General features: G+C 66.0%; 18 protein-coding genes and 1 pseudogene. 3 read left to right on the top strand and 16 right to left on the bottom strand.

Annotated elements, in window-relative coordinates; translation table 11 throughout:
• Positions 1 to 9: 9 nt before the first annotated feature.
• Entirely contained in the window at positions 10 to 276 is a 267-nt protein-coding gene (locus tag ASE22_RS19870) for an FAD assembly factor SdhE (protein WP_056363740.1), read from the bottom strand.
• A 130-nt stretch (positions 277 to 406) separates the two neighbouring features.
• Here ASE22_RS19870 and recG point away from each other — a divergent pair, with 130 nt between their 5' ends.
• Positions 407 to 2,467, top strand: a complete 2,061-nt coding sequence (gene recG, locus ASE22_RS19865) for an ATP-dependent DNA helicase RecG (protein WP_056363738.1) — start codon at positions 407 to 409, stop codon at positions 2,465 to 2,467.
• A gap of 68 nt (positions 2,468 to 2,535) precedes the next feature.
• Here recG and ASE22_RS19860 read toward each other — a convergent pair whose 3' ends face one another.
• The 3 genes from ASE22_RS19860 to tyrS form a co-directional block, all read right to left on the bottom strand.
• Positions 2,536 to 2,901, bottom strand: a complete 366-nt coding sequence (locus tag ASE22_RS19860; RefSeq protein WP_056363736.1) for a PilZ domain-containing protein — start codon at positions 2,899 to 2,901, stop codon at positions 2,536 to 2,538.
• Positions 2,902 to 3,049: 148 nt separating this feature from the next.
• Entirely contained in the window at positions 3,050 to 4,330 is a 1,281-nt protein-coding gene (locus ASE22_RS19855; protein ID WP_056363734.1) for a hypothetical protein, read from the bottom strand.
• Positions 4,331 to 4,452: 122 nt separating this feature from the next.
• Positions 4,453 to 5,682, bottom strand: a complete 1,230-nt coding sequence (gene tyrS, locus ASE22_RS19850) for a tyrosine--tRNA ligase (protein ID WP_056363732.1) — start codon at positions 5,680 to 5,682, stop codon at positions 4,453 to 4,455.
• A gap of 85 nt (positions 5,683 to 5,767) precedes the next feature.
• Between tyrS and ASE22_RS19845 the strand changes: the two genes are divergently transcribed.
• Complete coding sequence (locus ASE22_RS19845) at positions 5,768 to 6,865, top strand: anhydro-N-acetylmuramic acid kinase (protein WP_200933094.1); 1,098 nt, start codon at positions 5,768 to 5,770, stop codon at positions 6,863 to 6,865.
• Positions 6,866 to 6,985: 120 nt separating this feature from the next.
• On the opposite strand, the gene ASE22_RS19840 is transcribed toward ASE22_RS19845, so the two are convergent.
• The 3 genes from ASE22_RS19840 to ASE22_RS19830 all read right to left on the bottom strand — a co-directional run bounded on the left by ASE22_RS19840 (position 6,986) and on the right by ASE22_RS19830 (position 10,040).
• Positions 6,986 to 8,161 carry a vWA domain-containing protein gene (locus tag ASE22_RS19840; RefSeq protein WP_056363729.1) on the bottom strand — a complete coding sequence of 392 codons (1,176 nt, stop codon included), beginning with the start codon at positions 8,159 to 8,161 and terminating at the stop codon, positions 6,986 to 6,988.
• Positions 8,161 to 9,444, bottom strand: a complete 1,284-nt coding sequence (locus tag ASE22_RS19835) for an MFS transporter (RefSeq protein WP_056363727.1) — start codon at positions 9,442 to 9,444, stop codon at positions 8,161 to 8,163. The genes ASE22_RS19840 and ASE22_RS19835 overlap by 1 nt, the downstream gene beginning before the upstream one ends.
• Before the next feature lie 131 nt (positions 9,445 to 9,575).
• The gene (locus ASE22_RS19830; protein WP_056364153.1) at positions 9,576 to 10,040 is read right to left on the bottom strand and encodes a glycine zipper 2TM domain-containing protein; all 465 of its coding nucleotides are present in this window, start codon (positions 10,038 to 10,040) and stop codon (positions 9,576 to 9,578) included.
• A gap of 311 nt (positions 10,041 to 10,351) precedes the next feature.
• Here ASE22_RS19830 and ASE22_RS19825 point away from each other — a divergent pair, with 311 nt between their 5' ends.
• Positions 10,352 to 11,347 carry a glycine zipper 2TM domain-containing protein gene (locus tag ASE22_RS19825; RefSeq protein ID WP_056363725.1) on the top strand — a complete coding sequence of 332 codons (996 nt, stop codon included), beginning with the start codon at positions 10,352 to 10,354 and terminating at the stop codon, positions 11,345 to 11,347.
• A 393-nt stretch (positions 11,348 to 11,740) separates the two neighbouring features.
• Here ASE22_RS19825 and ASE22_RS28020 read toward each other — a convergent pair.
• From ASE22_RS28020 to ASE22_RS19780, 9 genes and pseudogenes are all read right to left on the bottom strand, one after another.
• Positions 11,741 to 11,857 (bottom strand): annotated as a pseudogene (locus ASE22_RS28020) (HGGxSTG domain-containing protein); the annotation flags it as partial.
• Between the two features lie 369 nt (positions 11,858 to 12,226).
• The gene (locus tag ASE22_RS26320; RefSeq protein ID WP_162248197.1) at positions 12,227 to 13,417 is read right to left on the bottom strand and encodes a calcium-binding protein; all 1,191 of its coding nucleotides are present in this window, start codon (positions 13,415 to 13,417) and stop codon (positions 12,227 to 12,229) included.
• A gap of 1,128 nt (positions 13,418 to 14,545) precedes the next feature.
• Positions 14,546 to 14,800, bottom strand: a complete 255-nt coding sequence (locus ASE22_RS27730) for a hypothetical protein (protein ID WP_156407254.1) — start codon at positions 14,798 to 14,800, stop codon at positions 14,546 to 14,548.
• Positions 14,801 to 15,088: 288 nt separating this feature from the next.
• Positions 15,089 to 16,267, bottom strand: coding sequence for a calcium-binding protein (locus tag ASE22_RS19805; RefSeq protein ID WP_082545332.1), 1,179 nt, complete (start codon positions 16,265 to 16,267; stop codon positions 15,089 to 15,091).
• A gap of 1,057 nt (positions 16,268 to 17,324) precedes the next feature.
• Positions 17,325 to 17,876, bottom strand: a complete 552-nt coding sequence (locus tag ASE22_RS19800) for a hypothetical protein (protein ID WP_156397155.1) — start codon at positions 17,874 to 17,876, stop codon at positions 17,325 to 17,327.
• A 283-nt stretch (positions 17,877 to 18,159) separates the two neighbouring features.
• On the bottom strand, positions 18,160 to 19,212 hold the full coding sequence (locus ASE22_RS19795; RefSeq protein ID WP_056363712.1) for a ribonucleotide-diphosphate reductase subunit beta: 1,053 nt from the start codon (positions 19,210 to 19,212) through the stop codon (positions 18,160 to 18,162).
• 17 nt (positions 19,213 to 19,229) lie between these two features.
• The gene (locus ASE22_RS19790) at positions 19,230 to 19,451 is read right to left on the bottom strand and encodes a hypothetical protein (protein ID WP_056363710.1); all 222 of its coding nucleotides are present in this window, start codon (positions 19,449 to 19,451) and stop codon (positions 19,230 to 19,232) included.
• Positions 19,452 to 20,222: 771 nt separating this feature from the next.
• On the bottom strand, positions 20,223 to 22,190 hold the full coding sequence (locus ASE22_RS19785) for a ribonucleoside-diphosphate reductase subunit alpha (RefSeq protein ID WP_056363708.1): 1,968 nt from the start codon (positions 22,188 to 22,190) through the stop codon (positions 20,223 to 20,225).
• Positions 22,191 to 22,862: 672 nt separating this feature from the next.
• Positions 22,863 to 26,072 (bottom strand): autotransporter outer membrane beta-barrel domain-containing protein, encoded by a 3,210-nt coding sequence (locus ASE22_RS19780; RefSeq protein WP_056364152.1) that lies wholly within the window; start codon positions 26,070 to 26,072, stop codon positions 22,863 to 22,865.
• Between the last annotated feature and the right edge of the window lie 46 nt (positions 26,073 to 26,118).

The following is a 26,118-nucleotide window of genomic DNA, read 5'->3' as shown; positions in this document are numbered from 1 at the left end:
TCGCCTCGATCACCGCGGGATGTCGACATAGTCGACGCGCTGCATCCGCTCCATCAGCGGCCCTTCCCACGCGGCCGGGACCGGGATGGTGCGCATGACCCAGCCGAGGATATCGGCGTCCTCCTGGTTGAGCAGACCTTCGAACCAGTCGAGCGCCTCCTCGTCCCAGCCCTGGTGCAGCCGGTCGAAAAAGCCGCCGATCATATAGTCGGCTTCCCTCGTTCCCCGGTGCCAGGCGCGGAAGCGCAGGCGTTTCAGACGGTCTTCGCGGTTCATAATCGTCCAATGCCGATGGGCCGGCGGGCGATTGGCAAGCCCGTCGGCGTAAAGTTAGAAGCGGAAATAAGCATTTTCCTGCCCGGCGCAATCGACCCGCGGCTCGGAAAATGCCACAGCGAAGGAATCCATGCGGCCCGATATCCTCAATCCGTTGTTCGCCGAGGTCGAGACGCTGAAAGGCGTCGGGCCGACTCTGGCCAAGCCGTTGCGCAAGCTCGCGCTCGAACGGGTGGTCGACCTGCTCTTCCATCTTCCGACCGGATCGGTCGATCGCAAGCCGGTCGAGACGGTCGAGGCCGAGGATAGCGGCCGGATCGTCACCGTCCGGCTGGTACCGATCAGCTACCGGGCCTCGGGCGGGCGCGGGCCCTTCCGGGTGGGCGCCACCGACCAGGCGGGCAACGTCGTCAGCCTCGTCTATTTCGGCGGCAATCCCGGCTGGGCGAAGAAGCTGTTGCCGATCGGCGAGCCGCGCATCGTCTCGGGCAAGCTCGAACTCTACGGGCAGGAATTGCAGATGGTCCATCCCGACCATGTCCTGCCGCCGGCCGAGGCCGCCGACCTGCCGACCCGAGAGAGCGTCTATCCGCTGTCGGAGGGGATCACCTCGCGGCGGCTCGGCCAGCTGATCGAGCAGGGGATCGAGCGCGCGCCGGAGCTTCCCGAATGGATCGAGCCGAGCCTGCTCCAGGCGCGCGGCTGGCCGGCCTGGCGCGAGGCGGTGGTGCGCGCCCATGCCGATGCGCAGGACGAACTGGCCCGCGCCCGGCTCGCTTATGACGAGCTGTTCGCCAACCAGCTCGCGCTGATGCTGGTGCGCGCCTCCTCGCGCAGGCGGCGCGGCCAGCCGCTGAAGGGCGACGGGCGGCTGCGCGACCAGCTCAGGCTGCCTTATGCGCCGACCGGAGCGCAGAGCCGCGCGGTCGCCGAGATCGAGGGCGATCTCGTCCAGCAGACTCCGATGACCCGGCTGCTCCAGGGCGATGTCGGATCGGGCAAGACGCTGGTCGCGACGATGGCCCTGCTCGCGGCGGTAGAGGCCGGCGCGCAGGGCGCGCTGCTCGCGCCGACCGAGATCCTCGCCCGCCAGCATTACGAGACGTTGAGCCGCACGCTCGCGGGTCTCCCCGTCAACGTCGCGATCCTGACCGGGCGCGAGAAGGGCAAGGCGCGCGAGGCGACGCTGATGGCGCTGGCCGACGGGTCGATCGACATCCTCGTCGGCACCCATGCGATCTTCCAGGAGAAGGTCGGCTACCGCAAGCTCGGCCTAGCCGTGGTCGACGAGCAGCACCGCTTCGGCGTCGCGCAGCGGATGATGCTGCAGGCCAAGGCCGAAAGGCCGCCGCACCTGCTGGTGATGACCGCCACCCCGATCCCGCGCACCCTGACGCTCAGCCATTATGGCGAGATGGACGTCAGCCGGCTGGACGAGATGCCGCCTGGCCGCCAGCCGATCGAGACGCGGGTGATCTCGGGCGAGCGGCTCGAAGAGGTGGCGCAGGCGCTCGGCCGCCATCTCGCGGCGGGCCGGCAGGCCTATTGGGTCTGCCCGCTGGTCGAGGAGAGCGAACAGTCCGACCTCGCCGCCGCCGAGAGCCGCGCCGAAAGCCTGCGCTTGTGGTTCGGCGACAAGGTCGGCGTCGTCCATGGCCGGATGAAGGGCCCCGAGAAGGACGCGGTGATGGCCGAGTTCCAGGCGGGCCGGATCGGCGTGCTGGTCGCGACGACGGTGATCGAGGTCGGGGTCGACGTGCCCAACGCGACCCTGATGATCATCGAGGGCGCCGATCGCTTCGGCCTGGCCCAGCTCCACCAGCTGCGCGGGCGGGTGGGGCGCGGCGACCAGCGATCGGTGTGCCTGCTGCTGCGCGGCAATGCGCTGTCGGAAACCTCGCGGGCGCGGCTGGCGCTGATGCGCGACACCAATGACGGCTTCCGCATCGCCGAGGAAGATCTGCGGCTGCGCGGCGCGGGCGAGATATTGGGTACCCGCCAGTCGGGCGAGGCGGCGTTCCGCCTCGCCGGGCCGGAGCGGACCGCCGCGCTGATCGAGGCCGCGACCCAGGACGCCCGGCTGCTGGTCGATCGCGACGGCGGCCTCGACAGCGAGCGGGGGCAGGCGGCGCGGATCGCGCTCTACCTGTTCGAGCGCGACGCCGCGGTGGGATTGTTGCGGGCGGGGTAGAACCTGGTTCGGTTAGATGCCGTGGGCGGGCAGGGAACGGTGCCTGGAGGTGCTCCGCTCCCTGGAGATTATCCCATCGGCCAGCGCTGGCGCTTGGCGCGCGCGGCGTTGAGCATCGCCGCGAAGGCATATTCGTCGATCGGCTTGATGAACTCGGCCCCGACCCGGCCGCCGAGTGACCAGACCACGCGCGCCGTCACCTGGCCGAGGCGCGGCAGGGCGAGCCGCACGATCGTGCCCTTTGGCGTCTGGCCATATTCGCGGACCATGAAGCCAAGCATCGATATGTTGACCAGCAACACGTCGCTCGCCTTGTGGTCCATCGTGAACATGCGGGTGGGCAGCGCCACTTCATGGCGTGGAGCACGGCGCTGCTCGGCATATTTCGCGTCGTCATCGATCGACGACGTCGACGTTTCGGCAGTCTGGGTCATGCTCTCATGTCCTTGTTGCAACACGAGAATTGCCTACCGCCTTTGCGAAGCTCTTAATCGTTTCGGTTAGCGGCAGGTTAACGGCGAATATCGGCGCCATCGTCATACCTTCGGCCTAAGGCCGGTGGCATTCTCCGTCGCCCACCGGTCAGCGTCGAAGGTCGGCGGGTAGGGTCGGCTGGGAAATGATCGCTTCCATCCGCTTCCAGCGCGCCTGCGAATCGCGTCCGGCCCGGGCGAGGTCGGCCGTGACCATGTCCTGGCCGAGGCCATAGTTGATCACATAGCTGCGGTAATTCTCGGTGAAGCTCAGCGACTGTTCGGCGCGCTTGCGGCTGACGAGCTGGTATTTCTGGATCAGGTCGAGCGCCGCAGAGCGATCGACCTTGCCGTCGAGATACATCGCCGCGATCGTCATGCGGGCACCCGCCAGCTGGTGGAGCAGGTCGAGCAGCCGGTCATAGGCGGCGGCGCCGGCCGGATCGAGCCCGGCGATCGGATAGAGCCGCGAGGCCTCGAACCTGGCGCGCTCGGCCCCGGGGAAGGCGAGGTCGATGCCGGCGTTGGCCGATCCCTCGGCGATGAAGCTCTGCGGGCTGAACAGCGGGTAGACGGTGAACTCCACCCAGCCCCTGGCGCGGGCGAGGTTGCGTTCGAGCAGCATGTTGAGCGCGTGATGGCCGGGATAGCCCTCGTGGCAGCCGAGATCGACCGCGCGGTCGATCCGCACGGGCAGGTCGGTGTTGACCTGGATCAGGCTGTGTGCGTCGCCCTTGTACCAGTTGTAGCCCGACCAGCTCTTGCCGGTGACGAACTCGAGCTCGAACCGCTCCTGCGCGGGCAGCTTGATATGCGCCACCGTCCGCGCCCGGCATTCGGCGATCGCGGCGCGCATCACCGGCTCTAGCTTGTCGGTGGGTATGACGAAGCGGTTCTGCCAGTCGTCGACCCGCTGCCAGAGCGGCCCGTCACCCGGGACGATCGCCGCGATCTTCGCCAGCGCGGGATCATAGGCGGCAAGCGGCTTGAGCTGCGGACGGACGGCGAACAGGCCCTCGGCCTCGTCGGCGAAGCTGAACTTCGTGCCGGCCATCATCGCCAGCCGGGTCTCGGCGGCCTTGAGTTGGGCGGTGAGGAAGCGCTGGCGGATGCGGTCCTCGGGCGTCAGCGTCGCGGGCTTGACCGCGTCCAGCCGTGCCACCAGCGCGTGGGCGTCCGTGCGCAGCGTTGCGACGTCGCGCGGCTTCGCCTTCGCCGCTTCGGCCCAGTCCTTCGGGCCGTAATAGGCATCCACATAGCCCTCTTCGCGCTCGCCCGCCTCCAGTGTCAGGTGGACATAGTCCGCCGCTATGCCGTCGAGCGGCGACGGCGCCCGCTTGGCGGCAACGGCGAGGAACAGGGCGGCGGCGAGGAGCAGGGTGCGGGTCATGGCACCTGCATAATCGTCAATCGGGTGTCGCTCCAGCGCAGGCTGGAGCCCATGTCTGCTTTCTTGCGCGATGCCATCCCGGTGGAGGCAGACACGAACCCCGGCTTTCGCTGGGGTGACGGTTATGGGACGAGCAATCCGTGCTTCTTCTTGCCCAGGCTGAGTTTGATTTCCTTGGTCCCGGGAACCGTCACCATAAGGGTTGGATCCTTGACGACCTCGCCATTCAGGCGAACCGCGCCTTCCTCCAGCTTCCGCTTCGCTTCGCCGCGAGATGCGGCAAAACCGATTTGAACGACGGCGTCGAGGATGTTGGTCCCTTCCTCGCCAACCCCCAGCGTCGGCAGGTCGCCACCGGCCTGACCCTCCTCGAAGGTCTTGCGTGCGGTTTCGGCGGCGGCGGTGGCGGCTTCGGCGCCGCGGCACATCGTCGTCGCGGCATTGGCGAGGACGATCTTGGCCTGGTTGATCTCCTGGCCTTCGAGCGCCTCGAGCCGGGCGATCTCGTCGAGCGGCAGGTCGGTGAACAGGCGCAGGAAGCGGCCGACGTCCTTGTCGTGGGTGTTCCGCCAGAACTGCCAATAATCGTAGGCCGGCAACGATTCCTCGTTGAGCCACACCGCGCCGGACATCGTCTTGCCCATCTTGCCGCCGTCGGCGGTGGTGATGAGCGGGGTGGTCACGCCGTAGACCTCGGTGCCGAGCATGCGCCGCGACAGTTCGATGCCGTTGACGATGTTGCCCCACTGGTCCGATCCGCCCATCTGCAGCCGGCACTGGCGGCGCTTGGCCAGTTCCATGAAGTCATAGGCCTGCAGGATCATGTAGTTGAACTCGAGGAAGCTCAGCGACTGCTCGCGGTCGAGGCGCAGCTTGACCGAGTCGAAGCTCAGCATCCGGTTGATCGAGAAATGCTGGCCCACCTCGCGCAGGAAGGGGATGTACTCCAGCTTGTCGAGCCAGTCGGCATTGTCGACCATCACCGCGTCGGTGGGGCCGTCGCCGAAGGTCAGGAAGCGTTCGAAGATCCGTTTGATCGATGCGACGTTGCCCGCGATGATCTCGGTCGTCATCAGCTTGCGGGCTTCGTCCTTGAAGCTCGGATCGCCGATCTTGCCGGTGCCGCCGCCCATCAGGACGATCGGCTTGTGCCCCGCCTGCTGCATGCGCCGCAGCAACATGATCTGCACCAGGCTGCCGACGTGGAGCGACGGCGCGGTCGGGTCGAAGCCGATATAGCCGGGCACGATCGCGGTGGCGGCGAGCTTGTCCAGCCCCTCCGCATCGGTGATCTGGTGGATATAGCCCCGCGTGTCGAGCAGGCGCAGCAGGTCGGAACGATATTCGGTCATAGCGCGCGGGCCGTTAGCATGGCCGGGCCCGATCGTCATGCTGAACTTGCTTGCGCGATGCCGCTTCGCCGGGGAAAGAGGAGGCATGACGAAGATGCTGGCCGTAGGGCTGATGTCGGGCACCTCGCTCGACGGGATCGATGCCGCGCTGATCGAGACGGACGGGGCTGGCCATATCCGGCCGATCGCCTTCCGCTCCGATCCCTATAGCGGCCAGGCGCGCGACCAGTTGCGCGAGGCGGCGGCGCTGGCGCTGAGCTTCGAGACGCCGCGCCGGAGCCCGAAGATCGCCGAGGCCGAGGAGATGCTGACGCGGCGCCACGTGCTCGCCGTGCGACAGCTGCTCGCGACCGCGCAGGTCGACCCCGCGCAGGTCGACGTCATCGGCTTCCATGGCCAGACCATCGCGCATCGCCCCGACCGCGGCTGGACCTGGCAGATCGGCGACGGCGCCGCGATGGCGGCGGCGCTCGGCATCCGCGTGGTCAACGATCTGCGCGCGGCCGACGTCGCGGCGGGCGGGCAGGGCGCGCCGCTGCTCCCGGTCTACCACCGGGCGCTGACCGCCGGGATGGACGGGCCGGTCGCGGTGCTGAACCTGGGCGGCGTCGGCAACATCACGTGGCTGGGTGCGGCGGAGGGCGAATTGATCGCCTTCGACACCGGCCCCGCCAACGGCCTGATCGACGACTGGATGCTCGCCGAAACCGGGTCGCCCTACGACGCCCATGGTGCCTTCGCCGCGCGCGGCACGGTCGACCGGACGGTGCTCGACGCGATGCTCGACAATGCGTGGTTCGACGCGCCGCCGCCCAAGTCGCTCGACCGCGCCGACTTCACCATCGAGCCGGCGCGGAGCCTTCCCGCCGCCGACGGCGCCGCGACCCTGACCGCCTTCACCGCCGCGACGGTCGCGCTGGCCCTGCGCCACCTGCCGGCGCCCCCGAAGCGGCTGATCGTCGCGGGCGGGGGGCGGCACAATCCGACCCTCATGAAAATGATCGCGGACGCCACGCGGATAGCGGCGGAACCGATCGAGGCGCTCGGCTGGAACGGCGACGCCACCGAGGCCGAGGGCTTCGCCTATATGGCGGTGCGCAGCCTGAAGGGGCAGCCGATCAGCTACCCGGGCACCACCGGGGTGGCGGAACCGCTGACCGGCGGCGTGGTGCACGAGGTCTGAGCCGCCAGGCCGTCATGCCGGCGGCGGCTGGCATCTCGGGAGAGGGCGCCGCCGCGTCTCTCCGGAGACCCCAGCCTTCGCTGGGGTGACGGGGAGGGGGAGACCGCTCCTCCGTAGGCGTCATTTCTTCCGGGCCAGGCTCCGCATCGCATCCTCCAGCCCCGACAGGGTCAGGCCGAACATGCGGTTCTGCATGATCTCCCGGATCATGCGGGTCGACTGGCTGTGCATCCAATAGGCTTCGGGGGTCGGGTTCAGCCACACCGCCGAGGCGTAGACGTTGAGCATGCGCTTGAGCCAGACCTCGCCCGGCTCCTCGTTGAAATGCTCGACCGACCCGCCCGGCTGCGCGATCTCATAGGGGCTCATCGCCGCGTCGCCGACCATCACCAGCTTATAGTCGTGGCCATATTTGTGGAGGATGTCCCAGGTCGGCGTCCGCTCCTGGAAGCGGCGCTTGTTGTCCTTCCACACGCCTTCGTAGATGCAGTTGTGGAAATAGTAGAATTCGAGATGCTTGAACTCGGCGGTCGCGGCCGAGAACAGCTCCTCGCACAGCTTGACGTGCGGATCCATCGACCCGCCGATGTCGAGGAAGAGCAGCAGCTTGACCGCGTTGCGCCGCTCGGGCCGCATATGGATGTCGAGGAAGCCGCGCCGCGCGGTCCCGTCGATCGTGCCCTCCAGGTCGAGCTCGTCGGCCGCGCCCTCGCGCGCGAAGCGGCGCAGGCGGCGCAGCGCGACCTTGATGTTGCGGGTCCCGAGCTCGACGTCATTGTCGAGATTCCGGAACTCGCGCTTCTCCCACACCTTGATCGCGCGCTTGTGGACGCTCTGGCCGCCGATCCGCACGCCTTCGGGATTGTAGCCCGAATTGCCATAGGGCGAGGTGCCGCCGGTGCCGATCCACTTGCTGCCGCCCTGGTGCTTGCCTTCCTGCTCCTCGAGCCGCTTCTTCAGCGTCTCCATGATCTCGTCCCAGGAGCCGAGCGCCTCGATCTTCGCCATTTCCTCGGGGCTCAGATATTTCTGGGCGATCGCCTTCAGCCAGTCCTCGGGGATCTCCTCGCCCGCGGCCCGCTGGTCGAGCACGCCCCGGAACACCTTGCCGAACACCCGGTCGAAGCGGTCGAGCAGCGCTTCGTCCTTCACATAGGTCGCGCGGGCCAGATAATAGAATTCCTCCGGGCTCCACCCGATCACGTCGCGGTCCAGCGCCTCGAGCAGGGTCAGGTGCTCCTTGAGGCTGGCGGGGATGCCCGCGCTGCGCAATTCGTCGAGGAAGCCCAAGAACATCAGACGGCCATAGCGCGTTTGTCATGATGGCGCGACCACCACAATGCGAACAGGCTGACGGCCGCCGACAGGCTGAGATAATAGCCGACGAAGGCGAGGCCGCCGCGGTCGGCGAGCCACTGCGCGACCAGCGGAACCGGCGCCGCGCCGAGGATGCCGGCGATGTTGAAGGTCATCGACGCGCCGGTGTAGCGCACCCGCGGCGGGAACAGCGACGGCAGGAAGGCGCCGAGCGGGCCGTAGACGAAGCCCATCATGAACAGCGCCAGCACCAGCCAGCCCGCGATCAGCGGCAGCAGGCCGCCGACGAACATCGGCCCGAGCAGCGCGCCGGTCGCGATCGTGCCGACGCAGCCGGCGATCAGCACGTAGCGGGCGCTCTTCACGTCGGACCACCAGCCCGCCAGCGCGATGCCCAGCGCCATGAACAGGATCGCGACGATCTGGATCGACAGGAAGGTCTCCTTGGGCACGCCCAGGCTCTTGGTCGCGTAGCCGAGCGCGAAGGCGGTCGCGAGATAATAGGTCGCGAAGCAGGCGATCGCGGCGAAGGTGCCCGCGAAGGTCGGGCCCAGATGCTCGCGGAACAGCTCGGCGATCGGCACCTTGGGCGGCTCGGCCTCCGCGATCGCCTTGCGGAAGGCGGGGGTCTCGGTCAGCTTCAGCCGCACCCACAGGCCGAGCGCGACCAGCACCGCCGAGCCGAGGAAGGGCAGGCGCCAGCCCCAGTCGAGGAACTCCTGCGGGGTCAGCCACAGGCCGAGCACCAGGAACAGGCCGTTGGCGGCGATGAAGCCGACCGGCGCGCCGAGCTGCGGGAACATGCCGAAGCGGCCGCGCAGGTGCGGCGGGGCATTCTCGACCGCGAGCAGCGCCGCGCCGCCCCATTCGCCGCCCAGCCCGATGCCCTGGCCGAAGCGCAGGATGCACAGCAGCAGCGGCGCGACCCATCCGATCATCTGGTAGGTCGGCAGGAAGGCGATCAGCGTGGTCGACGCGCCCATCAGCAGCAGCGAGGCGACCAGGGTCGACTTGCGCCCGATCCGATCGCCATAATGGCCGAACAGCCAGGCGCCGAGCGGCCGGGCGAGGAAGGCGAGGCCGAGGCTGGCATAGGCCGAGAGAAGCTGCGCCGACGGCGATTCCGCGGGGAAGAACAGGGGGCCGAACACCAGCGAGGCGGCGGTCGCGTAGATGTAGAAATCGTAGAACTCGACCGACGTGCCGACGAGGCTCGCGATCAGCACCCGGCGGGTCGACGGCTTGGCGTCCGTGATGGCCATGAAAATCCCCTCTCGTCGCGCCGGATTGGCGCGACGGAGGGGCGCGGTCAACCGCGTTTGCGACTTTCCCCCTCCCGCGCGGGGAGGGGATGGGGGAGGGGGATGGTCGCATCAGGCGGGGACAGGTCGCATCAGCGGCACTTGGCGTTGCCGCGGTCGATCGACCGGCCGAGCAGGGCGCCGCCGCCGGCGCCGAGCAGCGTGCCGAGGGTCGACGAGCGGCCGTTGTCGAGCGCGTTGCCGAGCAGGCCGCCGGCGAGCGCGCCGACGATCAGGCCGGTCGTGCCGTCCGAGCGGCGGCAATAATAGCGGCCGTCATTGCCGCGATAGATGCGGTCGTTCCGGGCCAGGCGGCGCTCCTTGTAATAGCGGCCGTCGCGATAATAGCGGTCGGCATAATAGCGGTTGCCGTTGCGCGGATCGGGCTTGTTCCAGTCGTAGCGGCGACCCTCGCGCCAATCGCGCCGGTCATCGCGCCGGTCGTCGCGCCGGTCATGGTGACGATCGTCGCGGCGCTGGGCGGCGGCCGGCTCGACGGCGACGACCGCCGGCGCGATGGTGGCGGCCATGGCGATCGCCAGGATGAACTTACGCATCATATTTCTCCCGTCCGAAATGGGACGGAGGCAGAACGGCAGCGGCCGCGCAAGGTTGCGTGAACCGCAAACTACGTCACGTTCATGCGCAGGACAGGCAGGCAGGGCCAGGATCGGCCCATCGCCCGCAGGCTGGTTGAGGGGCCCGACGAGCGTCCGCGGAGAGAGCCCTGGCGGGAGGCTCGGCGAGAGATCCGGAGAAAGGCCCGGCGGGAGGATGGCGCGGGCTTTTCAGCACGGAGGCGGAACCACTTTCTCCCTCCACGGGTTTGACGGCCTGAGACATGACGGACTGTTCCAAGGAGAGTGACATGCGCAAGTTCATGATCGCGGCGGGTGTCGCCGCCCTGGCGATGGGCCAGGCGGGCCAGGCCGAAACCGTGTGCAAGCAGGATTCGACCGGGCGCACCGTCGCCACCATCGCCGGCGCCGGGATCGGCGCGATCCTCGGCCGCGTCATCGACGGCGGCCGGCACAAGGAGGTCGGCACGATCGTCGGCGGTGTCGCGGGCGGCGTCGCCGGCAACCAGCTCGCCAAGGGCGGCGACAAGTGCCAGGTGTCCTATGGCTATTATGACGAGAGCGGCCGCTGGCACGCCAACCGCATCTCCGACCGCGAGGCGCAGGGCTATTACGACCGCGACAACCGCTGGGTCGCGGGCGCGCCCAACGGCTATTATGATCGCAACAACCGCTGGGTCGCCTTCGACGGCGACGCCCAGAACTCGGGCTATCGCGACCGCGACGGCCGCTGGGTCCCGGTCGGGGTGAGCGGCTATTATGCCGCCGACGGCCAGTGGGTGCAGGCGACCGCCCCCGGCTATTACGACACGCGCGGCCGCTGGGTCGCCGGCCCGACCTCGGGCAGCTACGATGCCAATGGGCGCTGGATCGCGAACAGCCGTTCGGGCGAGCCGGTCGGCTATTGGGAAGCGCGCAGCGCGCCCGGCTATTACGACGCCAACGGCCGCTGGGTGCGCGGCCAGACCACCGGCTATTACGACGCGCGCGGCCGCTGGGTCTCGAAGGGCGCGGTGAACGTCGCCGCCCGCAACATGGACGTCGACACCCGCGCCGCCCGGATCGAGCAGCGCATCGCCCGCCAGCGCGATCGCGGCGCGATCAGCAAGTCCGAGGCCAGCCGCGCCCGCAGCGAGCTCGCCTCGATCCGTCGCGACGAGAGCAACATGCGCCGCTCGGGCAACCGGCTGACCCCGAACGAGGAGTCGGTGCTGCACCAGCGGCTCGACAAGCTGGTCCAGCAGCTGCGCGCCGACCGCAACGACCGGGATCGCTGGGACGGCTGACCGCCAGCGTCCGGCCGGATCAGGGGGCGGAGCTTCGCGGCTCCGCCCCTTTTTCATGCCCGTCGCCGGCCAGCGGGCGGCGCGCTCGGGCCCGCGGTCGCCCCGCCCGGCGGCAGGCCGGGACGCGCCGATATCCGGGTGCATGGGGTTGTCCGCGCGTTTTTTTGTTTTTTCTTCCGCGCCGCCGTCCGATCGCAACCGCATCGCCGTCTCGACGAGGCGCCGGCCGGCCCCGGCGTCGATCCGCAGCGCCGCCGCCTGGGCCCGCAGGCGCAGCTGCAGGAGGCGCAGGGTGAGGCTGGCCTGCCGTATGCGGCGCGCCATCGCGGCGACATGCGCCGAGCGGCCGCCATGCTTCCAGGCATTGCGATTGCCGCGCGGCGCGCCGCTGCCCTTGCCGCCATGCATCCGGCACCGCCGATGGCCCTGCACCGCCGGCGAGCGGCACGCTTCGCCCGACCGCGTGCGCGCGCCGCAGCGGGGGGCCTTGGCGAGGATATCGGGCTGCATAAGCGGGCCTTGGGATCTGTTGTGGGGACCGGATTGCTTAGCGGAAGGGGAGGGGAATGGCAAGAACAAAAAGGGAACAATATTTGGTGGCACGGATGAGATTTGGGAGAAAGCGGGGGGGGGGGCGAGCGCGTGGATATGACCGGACTGTGGGAAGACTCCCGGCATCAACGACTGGCGATCGGCCATCCCGCTGACGGATCTTCGGCCGCTGTCTGGCGGATGCCATGTCTGGAATTGGTGATTAGCGGCCATCGGTGCGATGAGCCGCGAAGACCGAGATGGGGCCGATTTCAGAACGGCAGGTTCCGGGCCGCCTTGTTAAGACAGCTGCCGTTCGCCAACTTAAGATCCTTTAGACCGCACGCATCAGAACCCGAAGTCGCTCGCTGTGATCTCCCCAGGATTTACACCGATCAGGAGCACGGCGGCCTGTACTGTCGAAGAATTGAGGTGGAAGAAAAGATAGGTATCGTGGCCGACACCGATCGCGGCGGTCTCGCTGTCGCCGGGGTTATTGTCGAGAAGGGTCTGCGCTAGGGTTGCGGCGGCCTGGGCATCGGTCGCCGCACCGACGAGAATGTTCTGCGGCGTGGAAAAGGCGAGGTGATCCTCGCCGTGGTGGAAATCGGTGACGATATCGACCCGGTAGGCATCGGGGCCGGTGGTGGTGAACTCTGCGGCGACCGCAGATGCGTCCCTCGGGTCGTCAAACCGGAATACATCGCTTCCTTCTCCACCGGTAAACAGATCGTAACCACGACCGCCGGAAAGCACATCGTTACCCTTGTCGCCCATCAGGACATCGTTGCCGTCGCCGCCCTGTATCTGATCATTGCCCTGGCCGCCGCGCAGAGAATCATTGCCATTGTCACCAATAATTGTGTCATCGCCAAGGTTGCCGTTTACCGTGTCGTTACCTGCGGGAGGGCCATTGGGCAGACCGCTGCCTCCGAAGATAAAGTCATTCCCTGAACCTCCATTGATCCGGTCTGACCCCGCTCCGCCGTCAATTCGATCGTCTCCCGCATTGCCTTGCAGATAATCACTTCCTTCATCGCCGGAGAGGGTGTCCGGACCATCCAGTCCGCCGCCACTGGACTGACCGTAGATATGATCATTGCCTGCGCCGCCATTTATGTGGTCGGCACCAGGGCCGCCAGATACAACGTCGTGTCCATCATAGCCGAAGAAAGTATCGCTACTGGATCCGCCCATCACGATATCGTCTCCGGCAAACAGCGGATATGGCCCACCCACCGCGAGCCATGTGGTCAGGCTGGCAACGCTAATCTGCACATCCTCAATATCGTAAGTCGGTGTGCCGTTCTGGATACCATGTATTTCCGTAATGACGCCTTGGGTCGGTTGGCCGTCACCCGCATAGCGGAAGCCTGAGCCCCGGATCGTCAGCACATATTGGTTGTTATGAACGTCTATCGTGAAGGCGGTGGATGATTTTTCAGAAAACGTCGCCACGTCGAAATCGATCAGAGCCAACGGATCGAGGTAGACCGCTGGGCGGTAATTCTCAGGATAAACGGTTGTGATCGACGCCATCGTTTGACCTCTCCAATCGTCCAACTCGTAAAACCGTACGGGCGGGGGCGCACGTAATTTCGTAACCATTACGGACAAAACTTATGGCAGCTTCTGGGATCGGGCGCGCTTACCCGCAATGGCTGGAATTAGGGCGCGAAGCGGTCGCGGTGGTTTGCCTGAATGAACAGCAGCTTTTGGAAAGTTCGGTCCGAGCGTCGAACATCCGAGATTCAAGGCGTTTCGGGACTGCCCGCTTTTAGGATCGTTTTAAAGCCTCGCAGCTTGAACAGGTTGCAAACAAGCGCTTCGTCTCATCCGACGGGAGCAAGGAAGCGGGACCCCGGGTCTGGCCAGGGGTGACGATAGCGGGGGTGTTTCGTCGGGCGGTGGGTGGCACGTCCGACGCTGTGGTATGCGCTTACTCCGCAGCGACCCCGGCATGAGTTCCGGGGACACAATACAAATTTCTGCTCGATCTCGGACTGAATCCGGCAGGAAAAAATCTACGTGCGGTCGTTATAATTATTATCAATCCTCGGAAATTGAGATTCAGTAGCGGTCTTTGGACGGACGTGCTTCACTGCCCGAATGTGCCGATGGATAAACGCGACGATCGCATTGGCCATGTTGGCGGCGATGTCGGTGCTTGGTAGCTGTAGCCGGCCCATCTCTGATCCCGAGAAGCTCAGGGCAATCCATGCCGAAGCTCAAGCACTGATGAAGTCGCATCTGCCCGAACAGCCGGGCAGCCGGCGAAGTGTCCCGGTGCGGCAATGGCCGAGGGTTATCGCCGGTCTTCGCCCTCAAAGTGTGACGGTTTACGCATGGGGCGTTGATATAACGACCAAAGCCGGTTTTGATGGAGGCTGGGGCTATGAAGTGCCACGACGTAAGTCGGACCTTCCAATGCCCGCAGCTTGTTATTCGGAGCCAAGCCCGGGCGTGTTCTGGCATGGGCCGTGCTGACGCATCTGCCACGATAGTTGACGGTCTGTTTACGGGTTCACGGCTTCATTGAGTTCCGGGGACGCAATGCAAATTTCTGCTCGATAAGCGCATCCGGCAGAGGGAAATTCGCGTCAGCCGGCTTCATGTCATGAACCCGATAGATGGTACCGTGCGGATGTGGAGGCTTGATTATCGCGTTCAGCCGCCACGGAGCGCGATGAATAGGATTTGCCCAGCGGGCAAGCCGACAATCAGGACGAAGGACGCAGCGCTGAGGTACTGGGGCCACGCGCGGGTGGTGGCAGGACGCCGATAAACGAGCGCGCCGTTTGCGAGCGCGACAATGGCGAGCGTTGCGACAACTGACATGTTCCGCACGTTGGGCCCTGTCGCCATTGCCCCCATTATAAACCAGATAGCGCCGAGTTCGAGCAGGGCGATTATCACCACCACGCAAGCCAGGGCGCGTTGCCGGGAAGACCGGCGATCGGGCGCCGAACTATCAACTAGTGACGCCAACAGCGCGTATATAAGGAATAGTGCGAGCGCGATTGCAACGGGGAAGGCCATGGACACATGTACCTGCTTTTAGGCGGTCTACACAAATTACCTATGGGCGAGTTTTTTCAGAGGCGCGTGTTGGGCGCGAGAATTATGGGGAAGAATAGTAAATGCCCAGAGTTTCTATTTGAACCCGCCGCTGCTTCAGCGAAGCTTGCTGCTGCTGGAGAATAGAACCACCTATATAAAATGGTCGGTAGTAATGGCGTAGCCGCCACCGACATAGTCAAACGAGCCGCCGTCAATCAGGACCGCTGAATCGACGGTGCCGCCTCCGTTGGATGCCCAGAGCATGACGGTCTGGCCCGAAGCATAGATGAATGCCACCTCGCGATTACCCGCATGCTGATCGAGCAAGGTCTGGGCGTAGGCGCGTGCTTGCTCAGGCGTCGCCAGCGAGGCGTCTCTTCCCCCGACTAGAATGCTATCCGGCTCGAAACCGAGCGAAAAATGATCCGTCAGTTGACTGAAGTATGCGAGGCTGTCGACATCCCGCATGGTCGCGCCGATCGGGCTCGTGTCAGGACCGAACACGAAGATGTTGGCGCCATCGCCACCGTCGAGAAGGTCCACGCCGCGATCCCCCATCAGGATATCGTTGCCGTCGCCACCTGTGATAGTGTCATTGCCTTGGCCGCCGCGGAGAACGTCATGCCCGTCTTCGCCGCTGATGACGTCATCGCCGAGATTGCCGTTGACGGTATCATTGCCAGCATCGCCTGAGATGGAGTCCTGCCCCTGACCGCCATAGAGCCGGTCCGAGCCGTCTCCGCCGGAAATATAGTCATTTCCGGCATTTCCATGGATATAGTCCGAACCGCCGTCGCCGAGCAGCGCATCATCGTCCTCGCCACCACCGCTGGGCGAATGCCCATATATATGATCGTTGCCATCGCCGCCGATGATCGTGTCGCGCCCCGCTCCACCGATGAAGATGTTGTGGCCGGCGACGTCACGCAGAACATCTTCGCCAGCGGTCCCGCGCAACTCATCATTGCCAGGCAGAAGCAATTTGAGTGGATCCGCCTGGATGCGGCCCGACGATATATCGTTCAACAGCTGGAAAAAATCGGACGCGGAGGCGTGCAACCCCGTCAAGCTGGTAACATGGCCCCCTATGTCGCTGATCTGCACACCGGTGATGATGCCGCTGATCGGCTCGCCATCATCATTATAGCGGACGCCTTCACCCGAAAAGGAGAAGGTGCCGGGCAGGCGGCCGTCGACATCAGCCACACCCACTGTACTGACGACCAGTTCGGTGCTCGTCCTGACCAGAACTTGTGTTCCCGGTCTGACCAAAGCGATGAAATCGGCATCCATTCTGATTGGTGAATTTCCCAACCCCGTCACCAGCATAAGGCCCTCCGTTCGATGGGGAGGACGATGCACGGGGCATGCAGATCGTCAATGCCAGATAGCTCGGTTATGGAGGTCGACATGGCCCGGAGCTCCTGAGAGTTCCGGAGTTCGGGGGCAGCGTACACGCCCTTGGGCTTGCTATGCGACCGGATAGGGGTGGAGACCTGTAATTCGATATGACATTATTCAGCGAAGGGCACCGGAAAACTCAGCCACCAACTAGGTGGTGAGCATAAATGAAGCAGGTAAGAATGCCGATCTCTCACGGCTTGTCAGTGCAGGTATTCATCCCCCATCATGAAGTGCTTCTTTACATATGGAGGCCGAAGGTTGGAAGTTGAACTAGGTTGGATAGTGATAGCGTGCTCGCTAGGTGTCGTCACACTTATTGCTTTGATCATTGAGGGCGCAGTAACCGGGTGCGTAAGAGAGCGGTTCTTTAGGCGGCATAGGACGACAGAGCCTGTCCAGTATTATGGCACCATGGCTCTCTATTTCATGTTGGCGGTGGTAATATCGCTCGCCGCTTTGCGCGAGATTGGATTGTGGCGGGGTTAAGCTCCATCGGTCGGGCTCGCGCATAGACCGAGCTTGTCCAAAATGCGGATGTCTGCAATCGGGTCGGGTCCGGACTGGCCGCTTTCAGGCGTATTCCAGGGGCACGCACCTGAGTTCGCTGCAAGCGAGCCCTCCGTTCCATCGGACGGGAGCAAGGAAGCGGGACCCCGGGTCTGGCCCGGGGTGACGATAGGGGGGGCGTTTTGTCGGGCGGTGGGTGGCACGCCCGACGCCTTGGGGCGCCGTGGTGCGCGCTTACTCCGCCGCGACCCCGTCACCAGCATATGGCCCTCCGTTCCATCGGGAGGACGATGCTCGGGGCATGCAGATCGTCAATGCCAGATGGCTCGGTAATGGAGGTCGACATGGGCCGGAGTTCCTGAGAGTTTCGGACTTCCGGGGGTAGCGTACGCGGTGTCGCGGCTAGGTCGCTTCGACCTTCGAAATGGGGGGGCAGAATTTCCGCTATTGATCCAATCTGAAGCCAAACCGGTCGTCAGTGGATACTCGTGGCAGTAACATTGCTGTCCTGATGGAACAGAAGTCCAGCGAACTTGAATTGCGCGGTGGAGCAGAAAGCCATCGCTTTACCAGCGGACAATGGAATGAAATCCGCGTTGAAGTCCTTCCCGCCAATGGCGAGCGCTACCTTGCCGGTGTCGGAAATCGAGAGATTGAACGGGACGCTTGCTTCGGTTTCAAGCTGAGTGACGGTCGCGCGTTTCATGTCGTCCCCGCGCTTCAAGTACAGGATGATATCGAATCGGGTTGCGCGAGGGCGGGGGACTACGATTTGGAACCCGACGCTGTTATTCCCGTCCGAACTCACCAGACGCGCACCGGCCACCGGCAGGTTGGCACCGGAGCGAGTTCGCACCAGTTGGACCGAACCTTCGATCTTCATCGGTCCGCCGACATCCTGTGATACGGACGAGTAGTTATCCGCAGGGACATCACAATCGAAAGTTATAGGTCCGGCAGACGCCTGCGCGGGGTAACTGACGGCCATGGCGAGCAATGTCAAAAAGAGTGGATTGATCCTCGTCATGCTTTCCCCCCGGCTTGCGCAGCAAACGGCCCAATCCACAGATGGTCGGCTATTGGGGTTACTAACGCAACTCTGGAACGACGCCGTTTGGGTCGGGTCCGGACTGGCCGCCTTCAGGCGTGTCCAGGGCCACGCGCCTGAGTTCGCTGCAAACAAGCGCTCCGTCCCATCCGACGGGAGCAAGCAAGCGGGACCCCGGGTCTGGCCCGGGGTGACGATAGCGGGGGCGTTTCGTCGGGCGGTGGGTGGCACGCCCGACGCCTTGGGGCGCTTTGGTGCGCGGTTACTCCGCCGCGACCCCGGCATGGCCGAACAGGCCGCCGTCGGCGCTGTCCTCGTTGGCCGCGGCCGCGTTCTTGGCGGTCATGCGGTTGTCGAAGGCGTCCCAGACGTCGCTCCACTGGCCCCGCGTCGCGGCCTTCGAATATTCGGTCGCGCGGGTCTCGAAGAAATTGGCGTGCTCGACGCCGTTGAGCAGCGGCGCCAGCCAGGGCAGCGGATGCTCCTCGATCATGTAGATCGGCTTGAGGCCGAGCTGGCCGAGGCGCCAGTCGGCGATGTAGCGGACATATTTCTTGATGTCCTTCGGGGTCATGCCGCTGACCGGGCCCATCTCGAACACCAGGTCGATGAAGGCGTCCTCGATCCGCACCGTCTTCTGGCACATGTCGAGGATGTCCTCCTTGACCGCGGGGGTCAGGCAGTTGCGCTCCTTGCAGAAGGCGTGGAACAGCCGGATGATCCCCTCGCAGTGGAGCGTCTCGTCGCGGATCGACCAGGTGACGATCTGGCCCATGCCCTTCATCTTGTTGAAGCGCGGGAAGTTCATCAGCATCGCGAAGCTGGCGAAGAGCTGGAGCCCCTCGGTGAAGCCGCCGAACATCGCCAGGGTGCGCGCGATATCCTCGTCGCTGTCGACCCCGAAGGTCGCGAGGTAATCGTGCTTATCCTTCATTTCCTTATACTGCATGAAGGCGCTGTATTCGGTCTCGGGCATGCCGATCGTGTCGAGCAGGTGGCTGTACGCCGCGATGTGGACCGTCTCCATGTTGGAGAAGGCGGTCAGCATCATCTTGACCTCGGTCGGCTTGAACACGCGGCCATATTTGTCGTGGTAGCAATCCTGCACCTCGACGTCGGCCTGGGTGAAGAAGCGGAAGATCTGCGTCAGCAGGTTGCGCTCATGATCGGTCAGCTTCTGCGCCCAGTCGCGGCAATCCTCGCCCAGCGGCACTTCCTCGGGCAGCCAGTGGAGCTGCTGCTGCCGCTTCCAATATTCGAACGCCCAGGGATATTCGAACGGCTTGTAGGTGCGGCTGGCCTGGAGAAGCGACATGGGACGACCTTTCAGCTTCAGCTGTAAACAAAGATGATCGCGGCGAGCGCGACCATGACGACGGCGCTCAGCAACTGCCGGAGCGCGAAACTCTTCAGATCGGCCGGCGTGTCCCCGAGGGGACCCTTGCCTTTCCGCACCTTGCGCAGCCGCAGCAGCGCGACCAGCATCAGCCAGAGGCAGAGCAGGCCGACGAGCGCCGAGGCGGCGGCGATGACCAGGGGCACCGAAAGGTCCATCGATCAGTCCCGATCCATCGGTTCGGAAACAGGCGACATCCGATCGCTCCACCCTGTCAGATCGGGACTTCCATCCCGGGATTCAACCATTTCGCAGGCAATGGCCCCAGCCATCGAAACGCGACGCTCATCCTATGCCAAGCGGCACCGCCCGACAAATGTTTTCGCGAGGTTTTCCACAAGAGCTTGTGTGTCGGAGGGGAGCGCGACCACCACGCCTATGTTTCGGGGGTTTTCGGTCGTCGTCCTCGAAAGGCGTCGCGCCGGCGGAGGCTGGCATCTCCGGAGATGGGCGGTGCGGGCCTCTCCGGAGACCCCAGCCTTCGCTGGGGTGACGTGGGGGGAGGGGCGTCCGGCCCGTTTGGGTGACGTGCGTGGGGGAGGCGCGTGCCGACTCCCCCTTCGTCATGCCGGCGGAGGCTGGCATCTCCGGAGATGGGCGGCGTGCGTCTCTCCGGAGACCCCAGCYTTCGCYGGGGTGACGTGTGTGTGGGGGAGGGCGTGCCGACCCGTTGGCGGGACGTGCGTGGGGGAGGCGCGTGCCGACTCCCCTTTCGTCATGCCGGCGGAGGCTGGSRTCTCCGGAGATGGGCGGTGYGSGTCTCTCCGGAGACCCCAGCCTTCGCYGGGGTGACGTGTGTGKGGGRGGAGGGGGCGTGCCGACCCGCGGGGGTGGCGTGTGGGGAGGGGACGTCCCGACGTTATCCCCCGGAAAACAGGACGGCCGCGTGATGGTGTCACGCGGCCGTCGGGATCAGGGGTGCCGGATGGCTATTGGCAGGCGAGGCACTCGTCATAGTCCTTGGACTCGAGCTCGATCTGCTTGAGGTCGGGGGTGTTGTCCGCCTCGACCCCGCCCGCGAAGCCGGCGCGCTGCACCGACTTGGAGCGGAGATAGTAGAGCGACTTGATGCCCAGTTCCCAGGCGCGGAAGTGGAGCATCAGCAGGTCCCACTTCTCGACGTCGGCCGGGATGAACAGGTTCAGCGACTGCGCCTGGTCGATATAGGGGGTGCGGTCGGCGGCGAGCTCGATCAGCCAGCGCTGGTCGATCTCGAAGCTGGTCTTGTACACGTCCTTCTCTTCCTGGGTCAGGAAGTCGAGATGCTGGACCGAGCCGCCCTTCTCGAGGATCGTGTTCCACACCGCGTCCGAATCCTTCGACTTTTCGGCGAGGAGCCGCTGCAGATAGGGATTCTTGATCGAGAAGCTGCCCGACAGCGTCTTGTGGGTGTAGATATTGGCCGGGATCGGCTCGATGCAGGCCGAGGTGCCGCCGCAGATGATCGAGATCGACGCGGTCGGCGCGATCGCCATCTTGCAGCTGAAGCGCTCCATCACGCCCTGGTCGGCGGCGTCGGGGCAGGGCCCGCGCTCGCTGGCCAGCAGCATCGAGGCTTCCTGCGCGCCGGCGGCGATATGCTTGAAGATCTTGAGGTTCCAGCTCTTCGCCATCGCGCCTTCGAACGGGATGTTGCGCGCCTGGAGGAAGGTGTGGAAGCCCATCACGCCGAGGCCGACCGAACGCTCGCGGCTGGCGCTGTACTTGGCGCGCGCCATCTCGTCGGGGGCGCGGTCGATATAGTCCTGCAGGACGTTGTCGAGGAAGCGCATGACGTCCTCGATGAACATCTTGTCGCCGTTCCACTCGTCCCAGGTCTCGAGGTTGAGCGAGCTGAGGCAGCAGACCGCGGTGCGATCCATGCCATGCTGGTCGCGGCCGGTCGGCAGGGTGATTTCCGAGCAGAGGTTCGAGGTCGACACCTTCAGGCCGACGTCGCGGTGATGCTTCGGCATCATCCGGTTCACCGTGTCGTTGAACACGATATAGGGCTCACCGGTGGCGAGGCGGGTCTCGACCAGCTTCTGGAACAGCGCGCGGGCGTCGACCGAGCCGCGCTTCGACTGGTCCTTCGGGCTGAGCAGGTCCCACTCCTTGCCGTCGCGGACCGCTTCCATGAAGGCGTCGGTCAGCAGCACGCCGTGGTGCAGGTTGAGCGCCTTGCGGTTGAAGTCGCCCGACGGCTTGCGGATCTCGAGGAACTCCTCGATCTCCGGGTGCGACACGTCGAGATAGACGGCGGCCGAGCCCCGGCGCAGCGAACCCTGGCTGATCGCGAGGGTCAGCGAATCCATCACCCGGACGAAGGGGATGATCCCCGAGGTCTTGCCGTTGAGGCCGACCGGCTCGCCGATGCCGCGCACCGACCCCCAATAGGTGCCGATGCCGCCACCGCGCGACGCCAGCCAGACATTCTCGTTCCAGGTGTTGACGATGCCCTCGAGGCTGTCGTCGACCGAGTTGAGATAGCAGCTGATCGGCAGGCCGCGCCCGGTGCCGCCGTTCGACAGGACCGGCGTCGAGGGCATGAACCACAGCCTGGAGATATAGTCGTAGATGCGCTGCGCGTGCGGCTGGTCGTCGGCATAGGCCGAGGCGACGCGCACGAACAGGTCCTGGTAGCTTTCGCCGGGCAGGAGATAGCGGTCGGTCAGCGTGTCCTTGCCGAAATCGGTGAGGAGCGCGTCGCGGCTGTGGTCGACCTCGATCGGATAGAGCTGCGGCCGTATCTCGGTGCTGCCGGTCGACACCCTGGCATTTGCGGGGGCATTCGCCGGGGCCGTGGCCGTAGCCTCGGGGGTGGCCGCGGGTTTCGCTTTGGCGTCCTTCACCGGGAGATCCATCATCGTCGCCACGTCGTTCGAGCCCACTTCGCTGCTGCTGCCAGAAAGGTCCATTTGCCCGCCTCCGCACAATTCATGTCTGAACGGGCCGACCTGGCGGCTCCGTTCGCGATCCGTTCGGCTTGGGCGTACCTCCAAGATAATGTGTCCTCGGCGCTATTCCAGCGCTGAATCGACCTTATCCCCGATATTCGCAGCACCGTGGACGGCCATCCGCCCGGAGCCGAGCTCCCGAACGTGATCCACCATCTCTAGCGCTGCCCCTGTTGCCTTACACTACCTATAGTGCCTCATCTGAATCCCAGCGCAAGAGTCAAAATGACGGTTCGGGGACTCGGCTCGTCGCATCGGCCAAAGGCGACCCACCCCCTTGACGCGGCGGAATAGTGAGTCGGGTCAGCCACTTGCCCGTGGGGAAGGAACGAAGGCGCAACAAAAGAATCTGTGGATGGAATTTTCAAAGCGCGGCCGGCGCAAAAAAACTCCCCCGCCCGGAGGGGCAGGGGAGCAGGGCGTGGGGTCCACGAATGATGGGGTGGGTAGCGGCGGGGGGCCTCGTGCCGCTTTTAAGGGGGAGAACCCACCCCGCCCTCCTCAAAGGAGGGATAGGAATGTTTTGCGCGACTGGCGCCGGGGGGCGGCACCGGCCCGCTCCCCCACCCGACCTCCCACAGCATCGGCCGGAGGAGATCGGGCGGGGGAGCGGCCCGGCGCCGCGTCAGCCGGTCAGAGGCCGACCACCAGGCTGGCGCGCAGCGAGAGGGCGGCGCGGCCCTGCTGCTGCTCGGCGCCGGCCTCGCCGCCGATCTGGAAGCCGTTGCCGCCGCCGACCGCGCGCAGCTTGCCGACCCAGCCGCTGGTCCGCTTCTCGGGATCGAGGGTGAAGGCGGTGCCGCCGGCGAAGCGCGCGGTAGTCGAGCCGAGCGAGCCGCCGACCAGCTCGCGCCGGCCGCCTTCGGCCTCGATCCGGAACCAGCCCGAGTCCTCGTTCTGGCCGCCGAAGTCGAAGCCCGCCGCGACCGTGCCGCTGACCGCGAGCTCGTCGCTCTTGCGGCCGTCGACGATCAGATCGAAGGCGTCGCCGCCTTCCTTCTCGGCATGGCCGTCCTCCTTCAGGCGGTAATAGTCGATCGCCGCCTTCGGCCGCACGCTGAACGAACCCATGTGCAGCGTGTAGGCGGCGCCGGCGGCGGCCGAGATCAGCTTGCCGTTCCAGTTGGACTTGGCGCGGCGCTCGACATTCTCGGTGCCGATGCTGCCCTGGAAGACGCGCTCGCCCTTGAAGTCGACATGGGCGTAGCTGGCACGCGTCCAGCCCTGGAAGGGGCCCCAATAGCCGCGCCAATAGGCGCCGATCTCATATTGGCCGGCATCGACCTTGTTGTCGGTGCCGCCGTCGGCGTCCTTGCCGTAGAGATAGGCGAGCGAGATGCCGAAGCTGCCGAGGTCGGTCTTGGCCTCGGCGCCCGACGAGATGCCCCAGCCGGTGATGTCGTAGGACGCGGTGTCGCCCAGGCCCTTCGACGTGCCCCAGCCGACCTGCTGGATCCAGTAGCCCCACTTGCCCATGTCGGCGAAGGGCGCGTTGGGATCGGCCAGGAAGGTCGCGGTCGCGCGCGAGGCCATCGTCACCGATTCGAAGGCGCCGCCGGCATGATCGGGCAGCATCTGGCGGAGCTGCTTGCGGAAGGCGTCGCCGTCGGTGGTGCCGAGATAGACGCCGGCCACCTTCGCGTCCTTGCCGAGCGCCGTATAAATCGCGTTGTAGGCGGCGGCCTGCGACCGGTTGAGGCCCAGTTCGGTGGTGGTCTTGCGGCTGATATCGACCGCCAGTTCGGTGCCCGAGACCGCGCTCACCGTGCCCTTGTACATGAAGGGCAGGAAGGCGGCATTGGTGGCGATGGTCGATGCGCCGGTGACCGATCCGGCCTTCAGGAAGGTGTAGCGGCCTTCGGCGCCGGTGATGCTGTTGAGCGTGACCGCGACCTTCGAGCCCTGCGCGAAGCTGGCCTCACCGGCGACCTGATAGAGCGTGCTCGTCTTGCTCGCGACGTCGATGGCGACGCCGAGCGTGCCCGACGCGCCGACGGCGAGCGTCTGGATCGCGGCGGTCGACTTGCCGATGTCGAGCGAGCCGTTGACCACCACGGCCGTGCCCTGGGCGTTCGAGAGCGCGCCGTTCAGCTTGGCGCCGCTGCCGATCGTCAGACGGTCGCTGCCGCCGCCGAAGTCGATGTCGCCGGCATAGGCGGCGGTCCCGCCGAGCGAGACGATGTCGTTGCCCGCGCCGAAGCTCGCCTTGCCGGCATAGGTGGCGTCGCCCGACAGCAGCAGCTGGTTGTTGCCCGTGCCGAAGCTGGTGTTGCCCGCGACGCTGCCGTCGGCGACGTCGAGGATGTCGTTGCCGGCGCCCAGGCGGATGTCGCCGACGATCGACGGCGCGGCGACGCCGCTCGCGACCACCGTCTGGTCGATCCGCGTGCCCGTGGCGTTCGCCGAAAGGTCGATCGCGACATTGCTGCCCGCCGCCGCGCCGGTCGCCGAGATCAGGCCGCTGTTGCTGATCAGGTCGACCTCGCCCGAACGGTCGAGGATCGCGGTGACGGTCGCGCCATTGGCCGACGCGGTGCCGCCGGCGGTCGCGCGGATGGCGCCGCTGTTGACGATCTCGGCGGTGAAGCCGCCCTGGTCGATCTGCAGCGCCACCGTCTTCGCATTGGCGGCGTTGGTGCCGCTCGCCTGGATGATGCCGGCGTTGATCACCTCGGGCACGGATGCGCCGCTGCCGACGCGCAGCGCGGTGGCGCTGGCGCCCGACGCGCTGACCGTGCCGCGATTGGTGACGCCGCCGGCAACGGTCACCGCACCGCCGAGGCCGCCGATGACCAGGCCGTTGCCGTTGACGCCGGCATAGGTGCCGGCGCCGGCGATCGCGCCCTCGATGACGAGGCCGTGGCCGTCGGGGTTGCCCGCCACCGCGCCGATCGTCACCGCGCGGTTGGCCGCGCCGATCTCGACCGCCGCCGCGGAGCCGTAGGAGGTGATGGCGGCCGAGCCTTCCTTGGCGTCCTCGATGCCGTCCTTGTCCTCGTCATTGTCGGTGGTGCTGCTGTCCTTCGGCGGCACCGCGAAGACGACGCCGCCCGCGACGTTGCCGGCGATGCGGACGGCCGGGCCGCCCTGCAACAGGTCGTCGGCATCGAGCTTGGACGTGTCGGTCGGCGGGGTGGTGTTGCGGTAGCCGGTCGCGGTGATCGATCCCTGGACCACCAGCGCGCCGCCGATATCGCCGCCGAGCGAGGCGCCCACCGCGCCCTGGCCGATCGCCGTGATGGTGCCGGCGATGCGGACATTGCCGGTCACGTCGCCGGCGGCGACCCCGACCGAGCGATCGCCGACGATGGCGATCGTGCCGTCCTGGATCAGCTTGCCGTCGAGCCGGCCGTCGAGCCGGATGCCGGCCGAATCCTTGCCCTCGATCGCGATCGAGCCGCTGTTGGTGACGTTGCCGGCGAAGGCGCCCGCGGTGCGGATGCCGACCCGGCCGGTGCCGACGGCGAACGGACCGTCGAGATCGCCGTCCTTGTCGGCGTCTTCGGCGGTGTAGGTCTCGTCGAGGACGATCTTGCCGCTGGCGGCGTTGACGATGCTGCCGGTGCGGCCGGCCTCGGCGCGGATGCCGGTCGCGTTGTCGAGGTTGGTGGCCTGGATCGTGCCTTCGTTCACCACCTTGTTGTCGCTGTCGAGCACGACCGCCGGGCCCGCGACGGTGGGGACGACCGAGCCGGCCGAGGTGATGCGGATGTCGTCGGCCGCGCCCGACTTGATCGTCGCGGTGCGGATCGTCGCGGTGCGCTTGTCGCCGACGGTCGTCTCGGCATGGACGGGCACGGCGGCGAGCGCGGCGAGGCAGGTGGAGGCAAGCAGGTAGCGCATCGAGATTCCATTCCCTTCGGTCATCGGGGAAGGGATCGCTTGCCGC

Origin of the sequence: Sphingomonas sp. Root720 (genome assembly GCF_001428605.1) — a bacterium.
Lineage (GTDB): Bacteria > Pseudomonadota > Alphaproteobacteria > Sphingomonadales > Sphingomonadaceae > Rhizorhabdus.
Note: the sequence above shows the minus strand (reverse complement) of the source record. Positions and strands in the feature narration are given on the sequence as shown.

What these genes read in the sequence shown, in the direction of transcription:
- ASE22_RS19870 (WP_056363740.1), bottom strand. Translation starts at nt 276, where the DNA reads ATGAACCGCGAAGACCGTCTGAAACGCCTGCGCTTCCGCGCCTGGCAC.
- recG (WP_056363738.1), top strand. Translation starts at nt 407, where the DNA reads ATGCGGCCCGATATCCTCAATCCGTTGTTCGCCGAGGTCGAGACGCTG.
- ASE22_RS19860 (WP_056363736.1), bottom strand. Translation starts at nt 2,901, where the DNA reads ATGACCCAGACTGCCGAAACGTCGACGTCGTCGATCGATGACGACGCG.
- ASE22_RS19855 (WP_056363734.1), bottom strand. Translation starts at nt 4,330, where the DNA reads ATGACCCGCACCCTGCTCCTCGCCGCCGCCCTGTTCCTCGCCGTTGCC.
- tyrS (WP_056363732.1), bottom strand. Translation starts at nt 5,682, where the DNA reads ATGACCGAATATCGTTCCGACCTGCTGCGCCTGCTCGACACGCGGGGC.
- ASE22_RS19845 (WP_200933094.1), top strand. Translation starts at nt 5,768, where the DNA reads ATGACGAAGATGCTGGCCGTAGGGCTGATGTCGGGCACCTCGCTCGAC.
- ASE22_RS19840 (WP_056363729.1), bottom strand. Translation starts at nt 8,161, where the DNA reads ATGTTCTTGGGCTTCCTCGACGAATTGCGCAGCGCGGGCATCCCCGCC.
- ASE22_RS19835 (WP_056363727.1), bottom strand. Translation starts at nt 9,444, where the DNA reads ATGGCCATCACGGACGCCAAGCCGTCGACCCGCCGGGTGCTGATCGCG.
- ASE22_RS19830 (WP_056364153.1), bottom strand. Translation starts at nt 10,040, where the DNA reads ATGCGTAAGTTCATCCTGGCGATCGCCATGGCCGCCACCATCGCGCCG.
- ASE22_RS19825 (WP_056363725.1), top strand. Translation starts at nt 10,352, where the DNA reads ATGCGCAAGTTCATGATCGCGGCGGGTGTCGCCGCCCTGGCGATGGGC.
- ASE22_RS26320 (WP_162248197.1), bottom strand. Translation starts at nt 13,417, where the DNA reads ATGGCGTCGATCACAACCGTTTATCCTGAGAATTACCGCCCAGCGGTC.
- ASE22_RS19805 (WP_082545332.1), bottom strand. Translation starts at nt 16,267, where the DNA reads ATGCTGGTGACGGGGTTGGGAAATTCACCAATCAGAATGGATGCCGAT.
- ASE22_RS19800 (WP_156397155.1), bottom strand. Translation starts at nt 17,876, where the DNA reads ATGACGAGGATCAATCCACTCTTTTTGACATTGCTCGCCATGGCCGTC.
- ASE22_RS19795 (WP_056363712.1), bottom strand. Translation starts at nt 19,212, where the DNA reads ATGTCGCTTCTCCAGGCCAGCCGCACCTACAAGCCGTTCGAATATCCC.
- ASE22_RS19790 (WP_056363710.1), bottom strand. Translation starts at nt 19,451, where the DNA reads ATGGACCTTTCGGTGCCCCTGGTCATCGCCGCCGCCTCGGCGCTCGTC.
- ASE22_RS19785 (WP_056363708.1), bottom strand. Translation starts at nt 22,190, where the DNA reads ATGGACCTTTCTGGCAGCAGCAGCGAAGTGGGCTCGAACGACGTGGCG.
- ASE22_RS19780 (WP_056364152.1), bottom strand. Translation starts at nt 26,072, where the DNA reads ATGCGCTACCTGCTTGCCTCCACCTGCCTCGCCGCGCTCGCCGCCGTG.